A 20,698-nucleotide genomic window follows, 5' to 3' on the forward strand; every position below is an offset into this window, starting at 1 on the left:
GTAGTCTATGTAGGCTTGGGCTTGGCTGTTAACTAGGTTACTAATTAGGGCTGCTCCTATGGCCATACCGGAGGCTCCATAGAGGGCTGATGCGGCTGATTCGGCTTGGTTGCTGACTTTGGCTGTGATCTGGGCGGTGGAGTCTGCTAGTAAGGTGAGATTCCCTGGTGTGGTGATGCTGCTGTCTTGGATGTAGGCTTTAACTGTGAATGGTTTAGCAGTGCCTAACACTGAATCCCCTAATAAGGCATCTAGGGTGTTGCTCAACAGGTTTTGTGGTTGCCATCCTATGCTGTTGAAGGCGAGGGTGACTCCGGCGGCTGTATCTCCTGATGTGGCGTTGGTGAAGATGGTGGCATTTATCTGACCGTCTGATATCCCCTCTAGTGTAATATCTCCGGTGCTGGTTTCTATTTGACTGTTACTGATGTAGGCTGTGGTTTCACTGACTACGGTGTTGGTGGCTATGGTGCCGGCTACGGCTATGACTGTGCCACTACCGTAGGCACTACCTCCTGATGCTGATGCTGTGGTTTCTGCTAGGGCTGTGATTTGGCTGCTGTCTTGGGCACTGATGCTCAGGCTACTACCTTTGACATCTCCATTGTGGATGTAGCTACTGACTTGACTGCGCACGTCGTTACGTACTACTAATCCCCCTACTCCCATGGCGTCTGAGTCGCTGATGTTTAAGCCGGTGGGGAGGATGTTGATGTTATTTAGTGCTTTCCATAGGGCATAGTTGGTATAGTCTTGTGTCCCTAGGTCTATGGTGGCGGCAGTACCCATGTACTGGTACACTTGCCCTGCTATGCCTTTTTCTTCGGCGTAATCGCTGGCTAGTCTAACTTGGTCTCCGAATTTTAGCTGTTTGCTGCCGGAGTTGCTGGTATATTTATATTCTTCTAGTAACTGTTTCCCTAGGTTATTGAGGATGCCTACTCCCCCGTCGTTGCTGGTGTTGGAGGAGGCTATGACTTTGGTGTCGGCGTTGATGTGGCTTTCATCCAGGGAATCTATGTCTATGCTGCCTGTTATTTGGATTTTCCCTGTATGTTCTGTGTTGTCTATGGAGGCTTGGGCATGACTGTTGATGAGGTTACTAGCTAATATGCCACTGGTGGCCATGCCGGTGGCTCCATACAGGGCTGATGCGGCTGATGTGGCTTCGTTACTGACTTTGGCTGTGATTTGCTGTTGGGATTGGGCTGTGATTGTTAGATTCAGTGCGTTGACTGTGGTTTTTTCTATGTAGGCTTTGACTTGGGCTGGTTGGGCTGTGCCTACTATGTCACTGCCTAATAGGGCATCCAGTGTGCCAGCGAATATGTTTTGTGGTTCCCATCCTATGGTATTGAATGCTACTGTTACCCCTACGGCTGTGTCTCCTGATGTGGAGGCGCTCTTGTTTTCTGCTTCTATTTGGGATGTGTTGCTGGCCGCTACTGTGATATCCCCACTGCTGTTGATATTACTGTTGCTAATGTACGCTTGTGCTTGACTGAGGATTTCGTTGACTGCTAGGGAGCCGTTAACTGCTATGACTGTGCCTGTTCCATAGGCGCTACCTCCTGATGCTGTGATGCTACTGTCTATTTTGGCTGTGATGCTGGCATTTTCTATGGCTCTGACTGTGAGTGTTTCTGTGTTGATGCTGCTGTTTTTGATGTAGCTTTCTACTTGACCGCTGACTTTGTTGGTGACTACTATCCCCCCTACTCCCATGGCGTTTGAGTCACTGATGTTGTTCCCTTGGGGAATTATTTGGGTTCCTGTGACTGGTTTCCAATATCCATAGTCGCTGTAGTCCGCTGTACTCAGGTCTATGGCAGTGTTATCTAATCCTAGGTATTCGTATACTTTCCCTGTGGTTGCTTCTCTGACTCTTTCCCCAAATTTCAGGGTTCTCTCCCCTTCGTTGCTGTTATGGTCGGCGGGGATGAGGTTGTTGATTCCCCCTTGTAATAAGGCGGCTCCGCCGTCGTTGGTGGTAATGCTAGAGGATACTATTTTGCTGTTGCTGTATATGCCTATGTTGTCTTGGGCTGTGATGTCTGTTGTCCCACCAATGACTGCGCTACCTACTGGGCTATCTATGTAAGCTGCTACTGTTGTGCTGACTCTGTTGCTGGCGAGGATGCCTCCCACGCTCATGCCGCTGGCTCCATATAGGGCTGATGCTACTGAATTGGCTGCATTACTTACTGTGGCGTTGATTTGCGCTGCTGATGTGGCTGCTAGGTTTAAGTCTCCACTAATAATGTTGATTTGGGAGTTAATAATATATGCTTTAACTGCGGCTGGTTGCTCTTCTCCCAGGATGTCTGTGTTGAATAGGGCACTAAATGCGTTTCTAAGTATATCTTGTGATTGCCACCCCAATGTGTTGAATGCTAAGGCTACACCCAGGGCTGTATCACCTGTATCTAGTGAGCTTGATAAGGTAGCATCAATTATGGACTTGTTATCAGCAGTAATATATACATTACCTGTGGTAGCAATATTACTATTGCTGATGTACGCTTCTGCCTGACTCAGTACCAGGTTAGTAACTGCTATCCCCCCTCCTGCTACTACTGTACCACTGCCATATAAACTACCTCCAGATGCTGTGATAGTACTCTCTGTATTAGCTGTAATAATTGCTGACTCTTCGGCTTTGATGCTAATACTATCGGCGGTGATTTGAGCTTTATTTATCCAACTTCCTACCTGACTGCGTACGTCGTTACGTACTACCATTGCTCCTACGGCTTTAGCATCTGAATCACTAACGTTACCTATATTTGGTACATAATCTGCTGTTTCTTGGGTGACTTTTTCCCAGAGACTACTATTTGTATAGTTTTCATTACCTAAGTCTATGCTGGTGTTATCACTGCCTTTAAATCTATAGACGCTGCCACCATCTCCACCTTGAGTGTAATCTGCTGCTATTCTGACTTTTTCCCCCTGGTCTACTACTTTTGTTCCTGATGCGGTGGTGTATTCGTAGTCATCTAAATAATTCAGGTAGTTTTGAATAATGCCTAAGCCGCCATCGTTGGTGGTTACGGATTTACTGACTATGGTACTGGTGGCTTCTATCCCCGCTGTGTCTTTGGCTGTGATGCTCATCGTCCCACCTACTATGACTACTCCCGGTGTGGCGGTGCTGTAGTCTATGTAGGCTTGGGCTTGGCTGTTAACTAGGTTACTAATTAGGGCTGCTCCTATGGCCATACCGGAGGCTCCATAGAGGGCTGATGCGGCTGATTCGGCTTGGTTGCTGACTTTGGCTGTGATCTGGGCGGTGGAGTCTGCTAGTAAGGTGAGATTCCCTGGTGTGGTGATGCTGCTGTCTTGGATGTAGGCTTTAACTGTGAATGGTTTAGCAGTGCCTAACACTGAATCCCCTAATAAGGCATCTAGGGTGTTGCTCAACAGGTTTTGTGGTTGCCATCCTATGCTGTTGAAGGCGAGGGTGACTCCGGCGGCTGTATCTCCTGATGTGGCGTTGGTGAAGATGGTGGCATTTATCTGACCGTCTGATATCCCCTCTAGTGTAATATCTCCGGTGCTGGTTTCTATTTGACTGTTACTGATGTAGGCTGTGGTTTCACTGACTACGGTGTTGGTGGCTATGGTGCCGGCTACGGCTATGACTGTGCCACTACCGTAGGCACTACCTCCTGATGCTGATGCTGTGGTTTCTGCTAGGGCTGTGATTTGGCTGCTGTCTTGGGCACTGATGCTCAGGCTACTACCTTTGACATCTCCATTGTGGATGTAGCTACTGACTTGACTGCGCACGTCGTTACGTACTACTAATCCCCCTACTCCCATGGCGTCTGAGTCGCTGATGTTTAAGCCGGTGGGGAGGATGTTGATGTTATTTAGTGCTTTCCATAGGGCATAGTTGGTATAGTCTTGTGTCCCTAGGTCTATGGTGGCGGCAGTACCCATGTACTGGTACACTTGCCCTGCTATGCCTTTTTCTTCGGCGTAATCGCTGGCTAGTCTAACTTGGTCTCCGAATTTTAGCTGTTTGCTGCCGGAGTTGCTGGTATATTTATATTCTTCTAGTAACTGTTTCCCTAGGTTATTGAGGATGCCTACTCCCCCGTCGTTGCTGGTGTTGGAGGAGGCTATGACTTTGGTGTCGGCGTTGATGTGGCTTTCATCCAGGGAATCTATGTCTATGCTGCCTGTTATTTGGATTTTCCCTGTATGTTCTGTGTTGTCTATGGAGGCTTGGGCATGACTGTTGATGAGGTTACTAGCTAATATGCCACTGGTGGCCATGCCGGTGGCTCCATACAGGGCTGATGCGGCTGATGTGGCTTCGTTACTGACTTTGGCTGTGATTTGCTGTTGGGATTGGGCTGTGATTGTTAGATTCAGTGCGTTGACTGTGGTTTTTTCTATGTAGGCTTTGACTTGGGCTGGTTGGGCTGTGCCTACTATGTCACTGCCTAATAGGGCATCCAGTGTGCCAGCGAATATGTTTTGTGGTTCCCATCCTATGGTATTGAATGCTACTGTTACCCCTACGGCTGTGTCTCCTGATGTGGAGGCGCTCTTGTTTTCTGCTTCTATTTGGGATGTGTTGCTGGCCGCTACTGTGATATCCCCACTGCTGTTGATATTACTGTTGCTAATGTACGCTTGTGCTTGACTGAGGATTTCGTTGACTGCTAGGGAGCCGTTAACTGCTATGACTGTGCCTGTTCCATAGGCGCTACCTCCTGATGCTGTGATGCTACTGTCTATTTTGGCTGTGATGCTGGCATTTTCTATGGCTCTGACTGTGAGTGTTTCTGTGTTGATGCTGCTGTTTTTGATGTAGCTTTCTACTTGACCGCTGACTTTGTTGGTGACTACTATCCCCCCTACTCCCATGGCGTTTGAGTCACTGATGTTGTTCCCTTGGGGAATTATTTGGGTTCCTGTGACTGGTTTCCAATATCCATAGTCGCTGTAGTCCGCTGTACTCAGGTCTATGGCAGTGTTATCTAATCCTAGGTATTCGTATACTTTCCCTGTGGTTGCTTCTCTGACTCTTTCCCCAAATTTCAGGGTTCTCTCCCCTTCGTTGCTGTTATGGTCGGCGGGGATGAGGTTGTTGATTCCCCCTTGTAATAAGGCGGCTCCGCCGTCGTTGGTGGTAATGCTAGAGGATACTATTTTGCTGTTGCTGTATATGCCTATGTTGTCTTGGGCTGTGATGTCTGTTGTCCCACCAATGACTGCGCTACCTACTGGGCTATCTATGTAAGCTGCTACTGTTGTGCTGACTCTGTTGCTGGCGAGGATGCCTCCCACGCTCATGCCGCTGGCTCCATATAGGGCTGATGCTACTGAATTGGCTGCATTACTTACTGTGGCGTTGATTTGCGCTGCTGATGTGGCTGCTAGGTTTAAGTCTCCACTAATAATGTTGATTTGGGAGTTAATAATATATGCTTTAACTGCGGCTGGTTGCTCTTCTCCCAGGATGTCTGTGTTGAATAGGGCACTAAATGCGTTTCTAAGTATATCTTGTGATTGCCACCCCAATGTGTTGAATGCTAAGGCTACACCCAGGGCTGTATCACCTGTATCTAGTGAGCTTGATAAGGTAGCATCAATTATGGACTTGTTATCAGCAGTAATATATACATTACCTGTGGTAGCAATATTACTATTGCTGATGTACGCTTCTGCCTGACTCAGTACCAGGTTAGTAACTGCTATCCCCCCTCCTGCTACTACTGTACCACTGCCATATAAACTACCTCCAGATGCTGTGATAGTACTCTCTGTATTAGCTGTAATAATTGCTGACTCTTCGGCTTTGATGCTAATACTATCGGCGGTGATTTGAGCTTTATTTATCCAACTTCCTACCTGACTGCGTACGTCGTTACGTACTACCATTGCTCCTACGGCTTTAGCATCTGAATCACTAACGTTACCTATATTTGGTACATAATCTGCTGTTTCTTGGGTGACTTTTTCCCAGAGACTACTATTTGTATAGTTTTCATTACCTAAGTCTATGCTGGTGTTATCACTGCCTTTAAATCTATAGACGCTGCCACCATCTCCACCTTGAGTGTAATCTGCTGCTATTCTGACTTTTTCCCCCTGGTCTACTACTTTTGTTCCTGATGCGGTGGTGTATTCGTAGTCATCTAAATAATTCAGGTAGTTTTGAATAATGCCTAAGCCGCCATCGTTGGTGGTTACGGATTTACTGACTATGGTACTGGTGGCTTCTATCCCCGCTGTGTCTTTGGCTGTGATGCTCATCGTCCCACCTACTATGACTACTCCCGGTGTGGCGGTGCTGTAGTCTATGTAGGCTTGGGCTTGGCTGTTAACTAGGTTACTAATTAGGGCTGCTCCTATGGCCATACCGGAGGCTCCATAGAGGGCTGATGCGGCTGATTCGGCTTGGTTGCTGACTTTGGCTGTGATCTGGGCGGTGGAGTCTGCTAGTAAGGTGAGATTCCCTGGTGTGGTGATGCTGCTGTCTTGGATGTAGGCTTTAACTGTGAATGGTTTAGCAGTGCCTAACACTGAATCCCCTAATAAGGCATCTAGGGTGTTGCTCAACAGGTTTTGTGGTTGCCATCCTATGCTGTTGAAGGCGAGGGTGACTCCGGCGGCTGTATCTCCTGATGTGGCGTTGGTGAAGATGGTGGCATTTATCTGACCGTCTGATATCCCCTCTAGTGTAATATCTCCGGTGCTGGTTTCTATTTGACTGTTACTGATGTAGGCTGTGGTTTCACTGACTACGGTGTTGGTGGCTATGGTGCCGGCTACGGCTATGACTGTGCCACTACCGTAGGCACTACCTCCTGATGCTGATGCTGTGGTTTCTGCTAGGGCTGTGATTTGGCTGCTGTCTTGGGCACTGATGCTCAGGCTACTACCTTTGACATCTCCATTGTGGATGTAGCTACTGACTTGACTGCGCACGTCGTTACGTACTACTAATCCCCCTACTCCCATGGCGTCTGAGTCGCTGATGTTTAAGCCGGTGGGGAGGATGTTGATGTTATTTAGTGCTTTCCATAGGGCATAGTTGGTATAGTCTTGTGTCCCTAGGTCTATGGTGGCGGCAGTACCCATGTACTGGTACACTTGCCCTGCTATGCCTTTTTCTTCGGCGTAATCGCTGGCTAGTCTAACTTGGTCTCCGAATTTTAGCTGTTTGCTGCCGGAGTTGCTGGTATATTTATATTCTTCTAGTAACTGTTTCCCTAGGTTATTGAGGATGCCTACTCCCCCGTCGTTGCTGGTGTTGGAGGAGGCTATGACTTTGGTGTCGGCGTTGATGTGGCTTTCATCCAGGGAATCTATGTCTATGCTGCCTGTTATTTGGATTTTCCCTGTATGTTCTGTGTTGTCTATGGAGGCTTGGGCATGACTGTTGATGAGGTTACTAGCTAATATGCCACTGGTGGCCATGCCGGTGGCTCCATACAGGGCTGATGCGGCTGATGTGGCTTCGTTACTGACTTTGGCTGTGATTTGCTGTTGGGATTGGGCTGTGATTGTTAGATTCAGTGCGTTGACTGTGGTTTTTTCTATGTAGGCTTTGACTTGGGCTGGTTGGGCTGTGCCTACTATGTCACTGCCTAATAGGGCATCCAGTGTGCCAGCGAATATGTTTTGTGGTTCCCATCCTATGGTATTGAATGCTACTGTTACCCCTACGGCTGTGTCTCCTGATGTGGAGGCGCTCTTGTTTTCTGCTTCTATTTGGGATGTGTTGCTGGCCGCTACTGTGATATCCCCACTGCTGTTGATATTACTGTTGCTAATGTACGCTTGTGCTTGACTGAGGATTTCGTTGACTGCTAGGGAGCCGTTAACTGCTATGACTGTGCCTGTTCCATAGGCGCTACCTCCTGATGCTGTGATGCTACTGTCTATTTTGGCTGTGATGCTGGCATTTTCTATGGCTCTGACTGTGAGTGTTTCTGTGTTGATGCTGCTGTTTTTGATGTAGCTTTCTACTTGACCGCTGACTTTGTTGGTGACTACTATCCCCCCTACTCCCATGGCGTTTGAGTCACTGATGTTGTTCCCTTGGGGAATTATTTGGGTTCCTGTGACTGGTTTCCAATATCCATAGTCGCTGTAGTCCGCTGTACTCAGGTCTATGGCAGTGTTATCTAATCCTAGGTATTCGTATACTTTCCCTGTGGTTGCTTCTCTGACTCTTTCCCCAAATTTCAGGGTTCTCTCCCCTTCGTTGCTGTTATGGTCGGCGGGGATGAGGTTGTTGATTCCCCCTTGTAATAAGGCGGCTCCGCCGTCGTTGGTGGTAATGCTAGAGGATACTATTTTGCTGTTGCTGTATATGCCTATGTTGTCTTGGGCTGTGATGTCTGTTGTCCCACCAATGACTGCGCTACCTACTGGGCTATCTATGTAAGCTGCTACTGTTGTGCTGACTCTGTTGCTGGCGAGGATGCCTCCCACGCTCATGCCGCTGGCTCCATATAGGGCTGATGCTACTGAATTGGCTGCATTACTTACTGTGGCGTTGATTTGCGCTGCTGATGTGGCTGCTAGGTTTAAGTCTCCACTAATAATGTTGATTTGGGAGTTAATAATATATGCTTTAACTGCGGCTGGTTGCTCTTCTCCCAGGATGTCTGTGTTGAATAGGGCACTAAATGCGTTTCTAAGTATATCTTGTGATTGCCACCCCAATGTGTTGAATGCTAAGGCTACACCCAGGGCTGTATCACCTGTATCTAGTGAGCTTGATAAGGTAGCATCAATTATGGACTTGTTATCAGCAGTAATATATACATTACCTGTGGTAGCAATATTACTATTGCTGATGTACGCTTCTGCCTGACTCAGTACCAGGTTAGTAACTGCTATCCCCCCTCCTGCTACTACTGTACCACTGCCATATAAACTACCTCCAGATGCTGTGATAGTACTCTCTGTATTAGCTGTAATAATTGCTGACTCTTCGGCTTTGATGCTAATACTATCGGCGGTGATTTGAGCTTTATTTATCCAACTTCCTACCTGACTGCGTACGTCGTTACGTACTACCATTGCTCCTACGGCTTTAGCATCTGAATCACTAACGTTACCTATATTTGGTACATAATCTGCTGTTTCTTGGGTGACTTTTTCCCAGAGACTACTATTTGTATAGTTTTCATTACCTAAGTCTATGCTGGTGTTATCACTGCCTTTAAATCTATAGACGCTGCCACCATCTCCACCTTGAGTGTAATCTGCTGCTATTCTGACTTTTTCCCCCTGGTCTACTACTTTTGTTCCTGATGCGGTGGTGTATTCGTAGTCATCTAAATAATTCAGGTAGTTTTGAATAATGCCTAAGCCGCCATCGTTGGTGGTTACGGATTTACTGACTATGGTACTGGTGGCTTCTATCCCCGCTGTGTCTTTGGCTGTGATGCTCATCGTCCCACCTACTATGACTACTCCCGGTGTGGCGGTGCTGTAGTCTATGTAGGCTTGGGCTTGGCTGTTAACTAGGTTACTAATTAGGGCTGCTCCTATGGCCATACCGGAGGCTCCATAGAGGGCTGATGCGGCTGATTCGGCTTGGTTGCTGACTTTGGCTGTGATCTGGGCGGTGGAGTCTGCTAGTAAGGTGAGATTCCCTGGTGTGGTGATGCTGCTGTCTTGGATGTAGGCTTTAACTGTGAATGGTTTAGCAGTGCCTAACACTGAATCCCCTAATAAGGCATCTAGGGTGTTGCTCAACAGGTTTTGTGGTTGCCATCCTATGCTGTTGAAGGCGAGGGTGACTCCGGCGGCTGTATCTCCTGATGTGGCGTTGGTGAAGATGGTGGCATTTATCTGACCGTCTGATATCCCCTCTAGTGTAATATCTCCGGTGCTGGTTTCTATTTGACTGTTACTGATGTAGGCTGTGGTTTCACTGACTACGGTGTTGGTGGCTATGGTGCCGGCTACGGCTATGACTGTGCCACTACCGTAGGCACTACCTCCTGATGCTGATGCTGTGGTTTCTGCTAGGGCTGTGATTTGGCTGCTGTCTTGGGCACTGATGCTCAGGCTACTACCTTTGACATCTCCATTGTGGATGTAGCTACTGACTTGACTGCGCACGTCGTTACGTACTACTAATCCCCCTACTCCCATGGCGTCTGAGTCGCTGATGTTTAAGCCGGTGGGGAGGATGTTGATGTTATTTAGTGCTTTCCATAGGGCATAGTTGGTATAGTCTTGTGTCCCTAGGTCTATGGTGGCGGCAGTACCCATGTACTGGTACACTTGCCCTGCTATGCCTTTTTCTTCGGCGTAATCGCTGGCTAGTCTAACTTGGTCTCCGAATTTTAGCTGTTTGCTGCCGGAGTTGCTGGTATATTTATATTCTTCTAGTAACTGTTTCCCTAGGTTATTGAGGATGCCTACTCCCCCGTCGTTGCTGGTGTTGGAGGAGGCTATGACTTTGGTGTCGGCGTTGATGTGGCTTTCATCCAGGGAATCTATGTCTATGCTGCCTGTTATTTGGATTTTCCCTGTATGTTCTGTGTTGTCTATGGAGGCTTGGGCATGACTGTTGATGAGGTTACTAGCTAATATGCCACTGGTGGCCATGCCGGTGGCTCCATACAGGGCTGATGCGGCTGATGTGGCTTCGTTACTGACTTTGGCTGTGATTTGCTGTTGGGATTGGGCTGTGATTGTTAGATTCAGTGCGTTGACTGTGGTTTTTTCTATGTAGGCTTTGACTTGGGCTGGTTGGGCTGTGCCTACTATGTCACTGCCTAATAGGGCATCCAGTGTGCCAGCGAATATGTTTTGTGGTTCCCATCCTATGGTATTGAATGCTACTGTTACCCCTACGGCTGTGTCTCCTGATGTGGAGGCGCTCTTGTTTTCTGCTTCTATTTGGGATGTGTTGCTGGCCGCTACTGTGATATCCCCACTGCTGTTGATATTACTGTTGCTAATGTACGCTTGTGCTTGACTGAGGATTTCGTTGACTGCTAGGGAGCCGTTAACTGCTATGACTGTGCCTGTTCCATAGGCGCTACCTCCTGATGCTGTGATGCTACTGTCTATTTTGGCTGTGATGCTGGCATTTTCTATGGCTCTGACTGTGAGTGTTTCTGTGTTGATGCTGCTGTTTTTGATGTAGCTTTCTACTTGACCGCTGACTTTGTTGGTGACTACTATCCCCCCTACTCCCATGGCGTTTGAGTCACTGATGTTGTTCCCTTGGGGAATTATTTGGGTTCCTGTGACTGGTTTCCAATATCCATAGTCGCTGTAGTCCGCTGTACTCAGGTCTATGGCAGTGTTATCTAATCCTAGGTATTCGTATACTTTCCCTGTGGTTGCTTCTCTGACTCTTTCCCCAAATTTCAGGGTTCTCTCCCCTTCGTTGCTGTTATGGTCGGCGGGGATGAGGTTGTTGATTCCCCCTTGTAATAAGGCGGCTCCGCCGTCGTTGGTGGTAATGCTAGAGGATACTATTTTGCTGTTGCTGTATATGCCTATGTTGTCTTGGGCTGTGATGTCTGTTGTCCCACCAATGACTGCGCTACCTACTGGGCTATCTATGTAAGCTGCTACTGTTGTGCTGACTCTGTTGCTGGCGAGGATGCCTCCCACGCTCATGCCGCTGGCTCCATATAGGGCTGATGCTACTGAATTGGCTGCATTACTTACTGTGGCGTTGATTTGCGCTGCTGATGTGGCTGCTAGGTTTAAGTCTCCACTAATAATGTTGATTTGGGAGTTAATAATATATGCTTTAACTGCGGCTGGTTGCTCTTCTCCCAGGATGTCTGTGTTGAATAGGGCACTAAATGCGTTTCTAAGTATATCTTGTGATTGCCACCCCAATGTGTTGAATGCTAAGGCTACACCCAGGGCTGTATCACCTGTATCTAGTGAGCTTGATAAGGTAGCATCAATTATGGACTTGTTATCAGCAGTAATATATACATTACCTGTGGTAGCAATATTACTATTGCTGATGTACGCTTCTGCCTGACTCAGTACCAGGTTAGTAACTGCTATCCCCCCTCCTGCTACTACTGTACCACTGCCATATAAACTACCTCCAGATGCTGTGATAGTACTCTCTGTATTAGCTGTAATAATTGCTGACTCTTCGGCTTTGATGCTAATACTATCGGCGGTGATTTGAGCTTTATTTATCCAACTTCCTACCTGACTGCGTACGTCGTTACGTACTACCATTGCTCCTACGGCTTTAGCATCTGAATCACTAACGTTACCTATATTTGGTACATAATCTGCTGTTTCTTGGGTGACTTTTTCCCAGAGACTACTATTTGTATAGTTTTCATTACCTAAGTCTATGCTGGTGTTATCACTGCCTTTAAATCTATAGACGCTGCCACCATCTCCACCTTGAGTGTAATCTGCTGCTATTCTGACTTTTTCCCCCTGGTCTACTACTTTTGTTCCTGATGCGGTGGTGTATTCGTAGTCATCTAAATAATTCAGGTAGTTTTGAATAATGCCTAAGCCGCCATCGTTGGTGGTTACGGATTTACTGACTATGGTACTGGTGGCTTCTATCCCCGCTGTGTCTTTGGCTGTGATGCTCATCGTCCCACCTACTATGACTACTCCCGGTGTGGCGGTGCTGTAGTCTATGTAGGCTTGGGCTTGGCTGTTAACTAGGTTACTAATTAGGGCTGCTCCTATGGCCATACCGGAGGCTCCATAGAGGGCTGATGCGGCTGATTCGGCTTGGTTGCTGACTTTGGCTGTGATCTGGGCGGTGGAGTCTGCTAGTAAGGTGAGATTCCCTGGTGTGGTGATGCTGCTGTCTTGGATGTAGGCTTTAACTGTGAATGGTTTAGCAGTGCCTAACACTGAATCCCCTAATAAGGCATCTAGGGTGTTGCTCAACAGGTTTTGTGGTTGCCATCCTATGCTGTTGAAGGCGAGGGTGACTCCGGCGGCTGTATCTCCTGATGTGGCGTTGGTGAAGATGGTGGCATTTATCTGACCGTCTGATATCCCCTCTAGTGTAATATCTCCGGTGCTGGTTTCTATTTGACTGTTACTGATGTAGGCTGTGGTTTCACTGACTACGGTGTTGGTGGCTATGGTGCCGGCTACGGCTATGACTGTGCCACTACCGTAGGCACTACCTCCTGATGCTGATGCTGTGGTTTCTGCTAGGGCTGTGATTTGGCTGCTGTCTTGGGCACTGATGCTCAGGCTACTACCTTTGACATCTCCATTGTGGATGTAGCTACTGACTTGACTGCGCACGTCGTTACGTACTACTAATCCCCCTACTCCCATGGCGTCTGAGTCGCTGATGTTTAAGCCGGTGGGGAGGATGTTGATGTTATTTAGTGCTTTCCATAGGGCATAGTTGGTATAGTCTTGTGTCCCTAGGTCTATGGTGGCGGCAGTACCCATGTACTGGTACACTTGCCCTGCTATGCCTTTTTCTTCGGCGTAATCGCTGGCTAGTCTAACTTGGTCTCCGAATTTTAGCTGTTTGCTGCCGGAGTTGCTGGTATATTTATATTCTTCTAGTAACTGTTTCCCTAGGTTATTGAGGATGCCTACTCCCCCGTCGTTGCTGGTGTTGGAGGAGGCTATGACTTTGGTGTCGGCGTTGATGTGGCTTTCATCCAGGGAATCTATGTCTATGCTGCCTGTTATTTGGATTTTCCCTGTATGTTCTGTGTTGTCTATGGAGGCTTGGGCATGACTGTTGATGAGGTTACTAGCTAATATGCCACTGGTGGCCATGCCGGTGGCTCCATACAGGGCTGATGCGGCTGATGTGGCTTCGTTACTGACTTTGGCTGTGATTTGCTGTTGGGATTGGGCTGTGATTGTTAGATTCAGTGCGTTGACTGTGGTTTTTTCTATGTAGGCTTTGACTTGGGCTGGTTGGGCTGTGCCTACTATGTCACTGCCTAATAGGGCATCCAGTGTGCCAGCGAATATGTTTTGTGGTTCCCATCCTATGGTATTGAATGCTACTGTTACCCCTACGGCTGTGTCTCCTGATGTGGAGGCGCTCTTGTTTTCTGCTTCTATTTGGGATGTGTTGCTGGCCGCTACTGTGATATCCCCACTGCTGTTGATATTACTGTTGCTAATGTACGCTTGTGCTTGACTGAGGATTTCGTTGACTGCTAGGGAGCCGTTAACTGCTATGACTGTGCCTGTTCCATAGGCGCTACCTCCTGATGCTGTGATGCTACTGTCTATTTTGGCTGTGATGCTGGCATTTTCTATGGCTCTGACTGTGAGTGTTTCTGTGTTGATGCTGCTGTTTTTGATGTAGCTTTCTACTTGACCGCTGACTTTGTTGGTGACTACTATCCCCCCTACTCCCATGGCGTTTGAGTCACTGATGTTGTTCCCTTGGGGAATTATTTGGGTTCCTGTGACTGGTTTCCAATATCCATAGTCGCTGTAGTCCGCTGTACTCAGGTCTATGGCAGTGTTATCTAATCCTAGGTATTCGTATACTTTCCCTGTGGTTGCTTCTCTGACTCTTTCCCCAAATTTCAGGGTTCTCTCCCCTTCGTTGCTGTTATGGTCGGCGGGGATGAGGTTGTTGATTCCCCCTTGTAATAAGGCGGCTCCGCCGTCGTTGGTGGTAATGCTAGAGGATACTATTTTGCTGTTGCTGTATATGCCTATGTTGTCTTGGGCTGTGATGTCTGTTGTCCCACCAATGACTGCGCTACCTACTGGGCTATCTATGTAAGCTGCTACTGTTGTGCTGACTCTGTTGCTGGCGAGGATGCCTCCCACGCTCATGCCGCTGGCTCCATATAGGGCTGATGCTACTGAATTGGCTGCATTACTTACTGTGGCGTTGATTTGCGCTGCTGATGTGGCTGCTAGGTTTAAGTCTCCACTAATAATGTTGATTTGGGAGTTAATAATATATGCTTTAACTGCGGCTGGTTGCTCTTCTCCCAGGATGTCTGTGTTGAATAGGGCACTAAATGCGTTTCTAAGTATATCTTGTGATTGCCACCCCAATGTGTTGAATGCTAAGGCTACACCCAGGGCTGTATCACCTGTATCTAGTGAGCTTGATAAGGTAGCATCAATTATGGACTTGTTATCAGCAGTAATATATACATTACCTGTGGTAGCAATATTACTATTGCTGATGTACGCTTCTGCCTGACTCAGTACCAGGTTAGTAACTGCTATCCCCCCTCCTGCTACTACTGTACCACTGCCATATAAACTACCTCCAGATGCTGTGATAGTACTCTCTGTATTAGCTGTAATAATTGCTGACTCTTCGGCTTTGATGCTAATACTATCGGCGGTGATTTGAGCTTTATTTATCCAACTTCCTACCTGACTGCGTACGTCGTTACGTACTACCATTGCTCCTACGGCTTTAGCATCTGAATCACTAACGTTACCTATATTTGGTACATAATCTGCTGTTTCTTGGGTGACTTTTTCCCAGAGACTACTATTTGTATAGTTTTCATTACCTAAGTCTATGCTGGTGTTATCACTGCCTTTAAATCTATAGACGCTGCCACCATCTCCACCTTGAGTGTAATCTGCTGCTATTCTGACTTTTTCCCCCTGGTCTACTACTTTTGTTCCTGATGCGGTGGTGTATTCGTAGTCATCTAAATAATTCAGGTAGTTTTGAATAATGCCTAAGCCGCCATCGTTGGTGGTTACGGATTTACTGACTATGGTACTGGTGGCTTCTATCCCCGCTGTGTCTTTGGCTGTGATGCTCATCGTCCCACCTACTATGACTACTCCCGGTGTGGCGGTGCTGTAGTCTATGTAGGCTTGGGCTTGGCTGTTAACTAGGTTACTAATTAGGGCTGCTCCTATGGCCATACCGGAGGCTCCATAGAGGGCTGATGCGGCTGATTCGGCTTGGTTGCTGACTTTGGCTGTGATCTGGGCGGTGGAGTCTGCTAGTAAGGTGAGATTCCCTGGTGTGGTGATGCTGCTGTCTTGGATGTAGGCTTTAACTGTGAATGGTTTAGCAGTGCCTAACACTGAATCCCCTAATAAGGCATCTAGGGTGTTGCTCAACAGGTTTTGTGGTTGCCATCCTATGCTGTTGAAGGCGAGGGTGACTCCGGCGGCTGTATCTCCTGATGTGGCGTTGGTGAAGATGGTGGCATTTATCTGACCGTCTGATATCCCCTCTAGTGTAATATCTCCGGTGCTGGTTTCTATTTGACTGTTACTGATGTAGGCTGTGGTTTCACTGACTACGGTGTTGGTGGCTATGGTGCCGGCTACGGCTATGACTGTGCCACTACCGTAGGCACTACCTCCTGATGCTGATGCTGTGGTTTCTGCTAGGGCTGTGATTTGGCTGCTGTCTTGGGCACTGATGCTCAGGCTACTACCTTTGACATCTCCATTGTGGATGTAGCTACTGACTTGACTGCGCACGTCGTTACGTACTACTAATCCCCCTACTCCCATGGCGTCTGAGTCGCTGATGTTTAAGCCGGTGGGGAGGATGTTGATGTTATTTAGTGCTTTCCATAGGGCATAGTTGGTATAGTCTTGTGTCCCTAGGTCTATGGTGGCGGCAGTACCCATGTACTGGTACACTTGCCCTGCTATGCCTTTTTCTTCGGCGTAATCGCTGGCTAGTCTAACTTGGTCTCCGAATTTTAGCTGTTTGCTGCCGGAGTTGCTGGTATATTTATATTCTTCTAGTAACTGTTTCCCTAGGTTATTGAGGATGCCTACTCCCCCGTCGTTGCTGGTGTTGGAGGAGGCTATGACTTTGGTGTCGGCGTTGATGTGGCTTTCATCCAGGGAATCTATGTCTATGCTGCCTGTTATTTGGATTTTCCCTGTATGTTCTGTGTTGTCTATGGAGGCTTGGGCATGACTGTTGATGAGGTTACTAGCTAATATGCCACTGGTGGCCATGCCGGTGGCTCCATACAGGGCTGATGCGGCTGATGTGGCTTCGTTACTGACTTTGGCTGTGATTTGCTGTTGGGATTGGGCTGTGATTGTTAGATTCAGTGCGTTGACTGTGGTTTTTTCTATGTAGGCTTTGACTTGGGCTGGTTGGGCTGTGCCTACTATGTCACTGCCTAATAGGGCATCCAGTGTGCCAGCGAATATGTTTTGTGGTTCCCATCCTATGGTATTGAATGCTACTGTTACCCCTACGGCTGTGTCTCCTGATGTGGAGGCGCTCTTGTTTTCTGCTTCTATTTGGGATGTGTTGCTGGCCGCTACTGTGATATCCCCACTGCTGTTGATATTACTGTTGCTAATGTACGCTTGTGCTTGACTGAGGATTTCGTTGACTGCTAGGGAGCCGTTAACTGCTATGACTGTGCCTGTTCCATAGGCGCTACCTCCTGATGCTGTGATGCTACTGTCTATTTTGGCTGTGATGCTGGCATTTTCTATGGCTCTGACTGTGAGTGTTTCTGTGTTGATGCTGCTGTTTTTGATGTAGCTTTCTACTTGACCGCTGACTTTGTTGGTGACTACTATCCCCCCTACTCCCATGGCGTTTGAGTCACTGATGTTGTTCCCTTGGGGAATTATTTGGGTTCCTGTGACTGGTTTCCAATATCCATAGTCGCTGTAGTCCGCTGTACTCAGGTCTATGGCAGTGTTATCTAATCCTAGGTATTCGTATACTTTCCCTGTGGTTGCTTCTCTGACTCTTTCCCCAAATTTCAGGGTTCTCTCCCCTTCGTTGCTGTTATGGTCGGCGGGGATGAGGTTGTTGATTCCCCCTTGTAATAAGGCGGCTCCGCCGTCGTTGGTGGTAATGCTAGAGGATACTATTTTGCTGTTGCTGTATATGCCTATGTTGTCTTGGGCTGTGATGTCTGTTGTCCCACCAATGACTGCGCTACCTACTGGGCTATCTATGTAAGCTGCTACTGTTGTGCTGACTCTGTTGCTGGCGAGGATGCCTCCCACGCTCATGCCGCTGGCTCCATATAGGGCTGATGCTACTGAATTGGCTGCATTACTTACTGTGGCGTTGATTTGCGCTGCTGATGTGGCTGCTAGGTTTAAGTCTCCACTAATAATGTTGATTTGGGAGTTAATAATATATGCTTTAACTGCGGCTGGTTGCTCTTCTCCCAGGATGTCTGTGTTGAATAGGGCACTAAATGCGTTTCTAAGTATATCTTGTGATTGCCACCCCAATGTGTTGAATGCTAAGGCTACACCCAGGGCTGTATCACCTGTATCTAGTGAGCTTGATAAGGTAGCATCAATTATGGACTTGTTATCAGCAGTAATATATACATTACCTGTGGTAGCAATATTACTATTGCTGATGTACGCTTCTGCCTGACTCAGTACCAGGTTAGTAACTGCTATCCCCCCTCCTGCTACTACTGTACCACTGCCATATAAACTACCTCCAGATGCTGTGATAGTACTCTCTGTATTAGCTGTAATAATTGCTGACTCTTCGGCTTTGATGCTAATACTATCGGCGGTGATTTGAGCTTTATTTATCCAACTTCCTACCTGACTGCGTACGTCGTTACGTACTACCATTGCTCCTACGGCTTTAGCATCTGAATCACTAACGTTACCTATATTTGGTACATAATCTGCTGTTTCTTGGGTGACTTTTTCCCAGAGACTACTATTTGTATAGTTTTCATTACCTAAGTCTATGCTGGTGTTATCACTGCCTTTAAATCTATAGACGCTGCCACCATCTCCACCTTGAGTGTAATCTGCTGCTATTCTGACTTTTTCCCCCTGGTCTACTACTTTTGTTCCTGATGCGGTGGTGTATTCGTAGTCATCTAAATAATTCAGGTAGTTTTGAATAATGCCTAAGCCGCCATCGTTGGTGGTTACGGATTTACTGACTATGGTACTGGTGGCTTCTATCCCCGCTGTGTCTTTGGCTGTGATGCTCATCGTCCCACCTACTATGACTACTCCCGGTGTGGCGGTGCTGTAGTCTATGTAGGCTTGGGCTTGGCTGTTAACTAGGTTACTAATTAGGGCTGCTCCTATGGCCATACCGGAGGCTCCATAGAGGGCTGATGCGGCTGATTCGGCTTGGTTGCTGACTTTGGCTGTGATCTGGGCGGTGGAGTCTGCTAGTAAGGTGAGATTCCCTGGTGTGGTGATGCTGCTGTCTTGGATGTAGGCTTTAACTGTGAATGGTTTAGCAGTGCCTAACACTGAATCCCCTAATAAGGCATCTAGGGTGTTGCTCAACAGGTTTTGTGGTTGCCATCCTATGCTGTTGAAGGCGAGGGTGACTCCGGCGGCTGTATCTCCTGATGTGGCGTTGGTGAAGATGGTGGCATTTATCTGACCGTCTGATATCCCCTCTAGTGTAATATCTCCGGTGCTGGTTTCTATTTGACTGTTACTGATGTAGGCTGTGGTTTCACTGACTACGGTGTTGGTGGCTATGGTGCCGGCTACGGCTATGACTGTGCCACTACCGTAGGCACTACCTCCTGATGCTGATGCTGTGGTTTCTGCTAGGGCTGTGATTTGGCTGCTGTCTTGGGCACTGATGCTCAGGCTACTACCTTTGACATCTCCATTGTGGATGTAGCTACTGACTTGACTGCGCACGTCGTTACGTACTACTAATCCCCCTACTCCCATGGCGTCTGAGTCGCTGATGTTTAAGCCGGTGGGGAGGATGTTGATGTTATTTAGTGCTTTCCATAGGGCATAGTTGGTATAGTCTTGTGTCCCTAGGTCTATGGTGGCGGCAGTACCCATGTACTGGTACACTTGCCCTGCTATGCCTTTTTCTTCGGCGTAATCGCTGGCTAGTCTAACTTGGTCTCCGAATTTTAGCTGTTTGCTGCCGGAGTTGCTGGTATATTTATATTCTTCTAGTAACTGTTTCCCTAGGTTATTGAGGATGCCTACTCCCCCGTCGTTGCTGGTGTTGGAGGAGGCTATGACTTTGGTGTCGGCGTTGATGTGGCTTTCATCCAGGGAATCTATGTCTATGCTGCCTGTTATTTGGATTTTCCCTGTATGTTCTGTGTTGTCTATGGAGGCTTGGGCATGACTGTTGATGAGGTTACTAGCTAATATGCCACTGGTGGCCATGCCGGTGGCTCCATACAGGGCTGATGCGGCTGATGTGGCTTCGTTACTGACTTTGGCTGTGATTTGCTGTTGGGATTGGGCTGTGATTGTTAGATTCAGTGCGTTGACTGTGGTTTTTTCTATGTAGGCTTTGACTTGGGCTGGTTGGGCTGTGCCTACTATGTCACTGCCTAATAGGGCATCCAGTGTGCCAGCGAATATGTTTTGTGGTTCCCATCCTATGGTATTGAATGCTACTGTTACCCCTACGGCTGTGTCTCCTGATGTGGAGGCGCTCTTGTTTTCTGCTTCTATTTGGGATGTGTTGCTGGCCGCTACTGTGATATCCCCACTGCTGTTGATATTACTGTTGCTAATGTACGCTTGTGCTTGACTGAGGATTTCGTTGACTGCTAGGGAGCCGTTAACTGCTATGACTGTGCCTGTTCCATAGGCGCTACCTCCTGATGCTGTGATGCTACTGTCTATTTTGGCTGTGATGCTGGCATTTTCTATGGCTCTGACTGTGAGTGTTTCTGTGTTGATGCTGCTGTTTTTGATGTAGCTTTCTACTTGACCGCTGACTTTGTTGGTGACTACTATCCCCCCTACTCCCATGGCGTTTGAGTCACTGATGTTGTTCCCTTGGGGAATT

At 47.7% G+C, this 20,698-nt stretch carries 1 protein-coding gene (only partly in view); it reads right to left on the bottom strand.

Going from position 1 to position 20,698, the window contains the following annotated elements; translation table 11 throughout:
• Nucleotides 1–20,661: the beginning of a hypothetical protein gene (locus AC6IZ0_RS10210; protein ID WP_497725973.1), read on the bottom strand. Its footprint begins 29,901 nt before the window's first position; 20,661 of the gene's 50,562 nt are visible here — the first part of the coding sequence; the start codon lies at nucleotides 20,659–20,661; the stop codon falls past the left edge of the window.
• Nucleotides 20,662–20,698 lie beyond the last annotated feature (37 nt).

It is taken from the genome of Anabaenopsis sp. NIES-4685 (assembly GCF_059725405.1).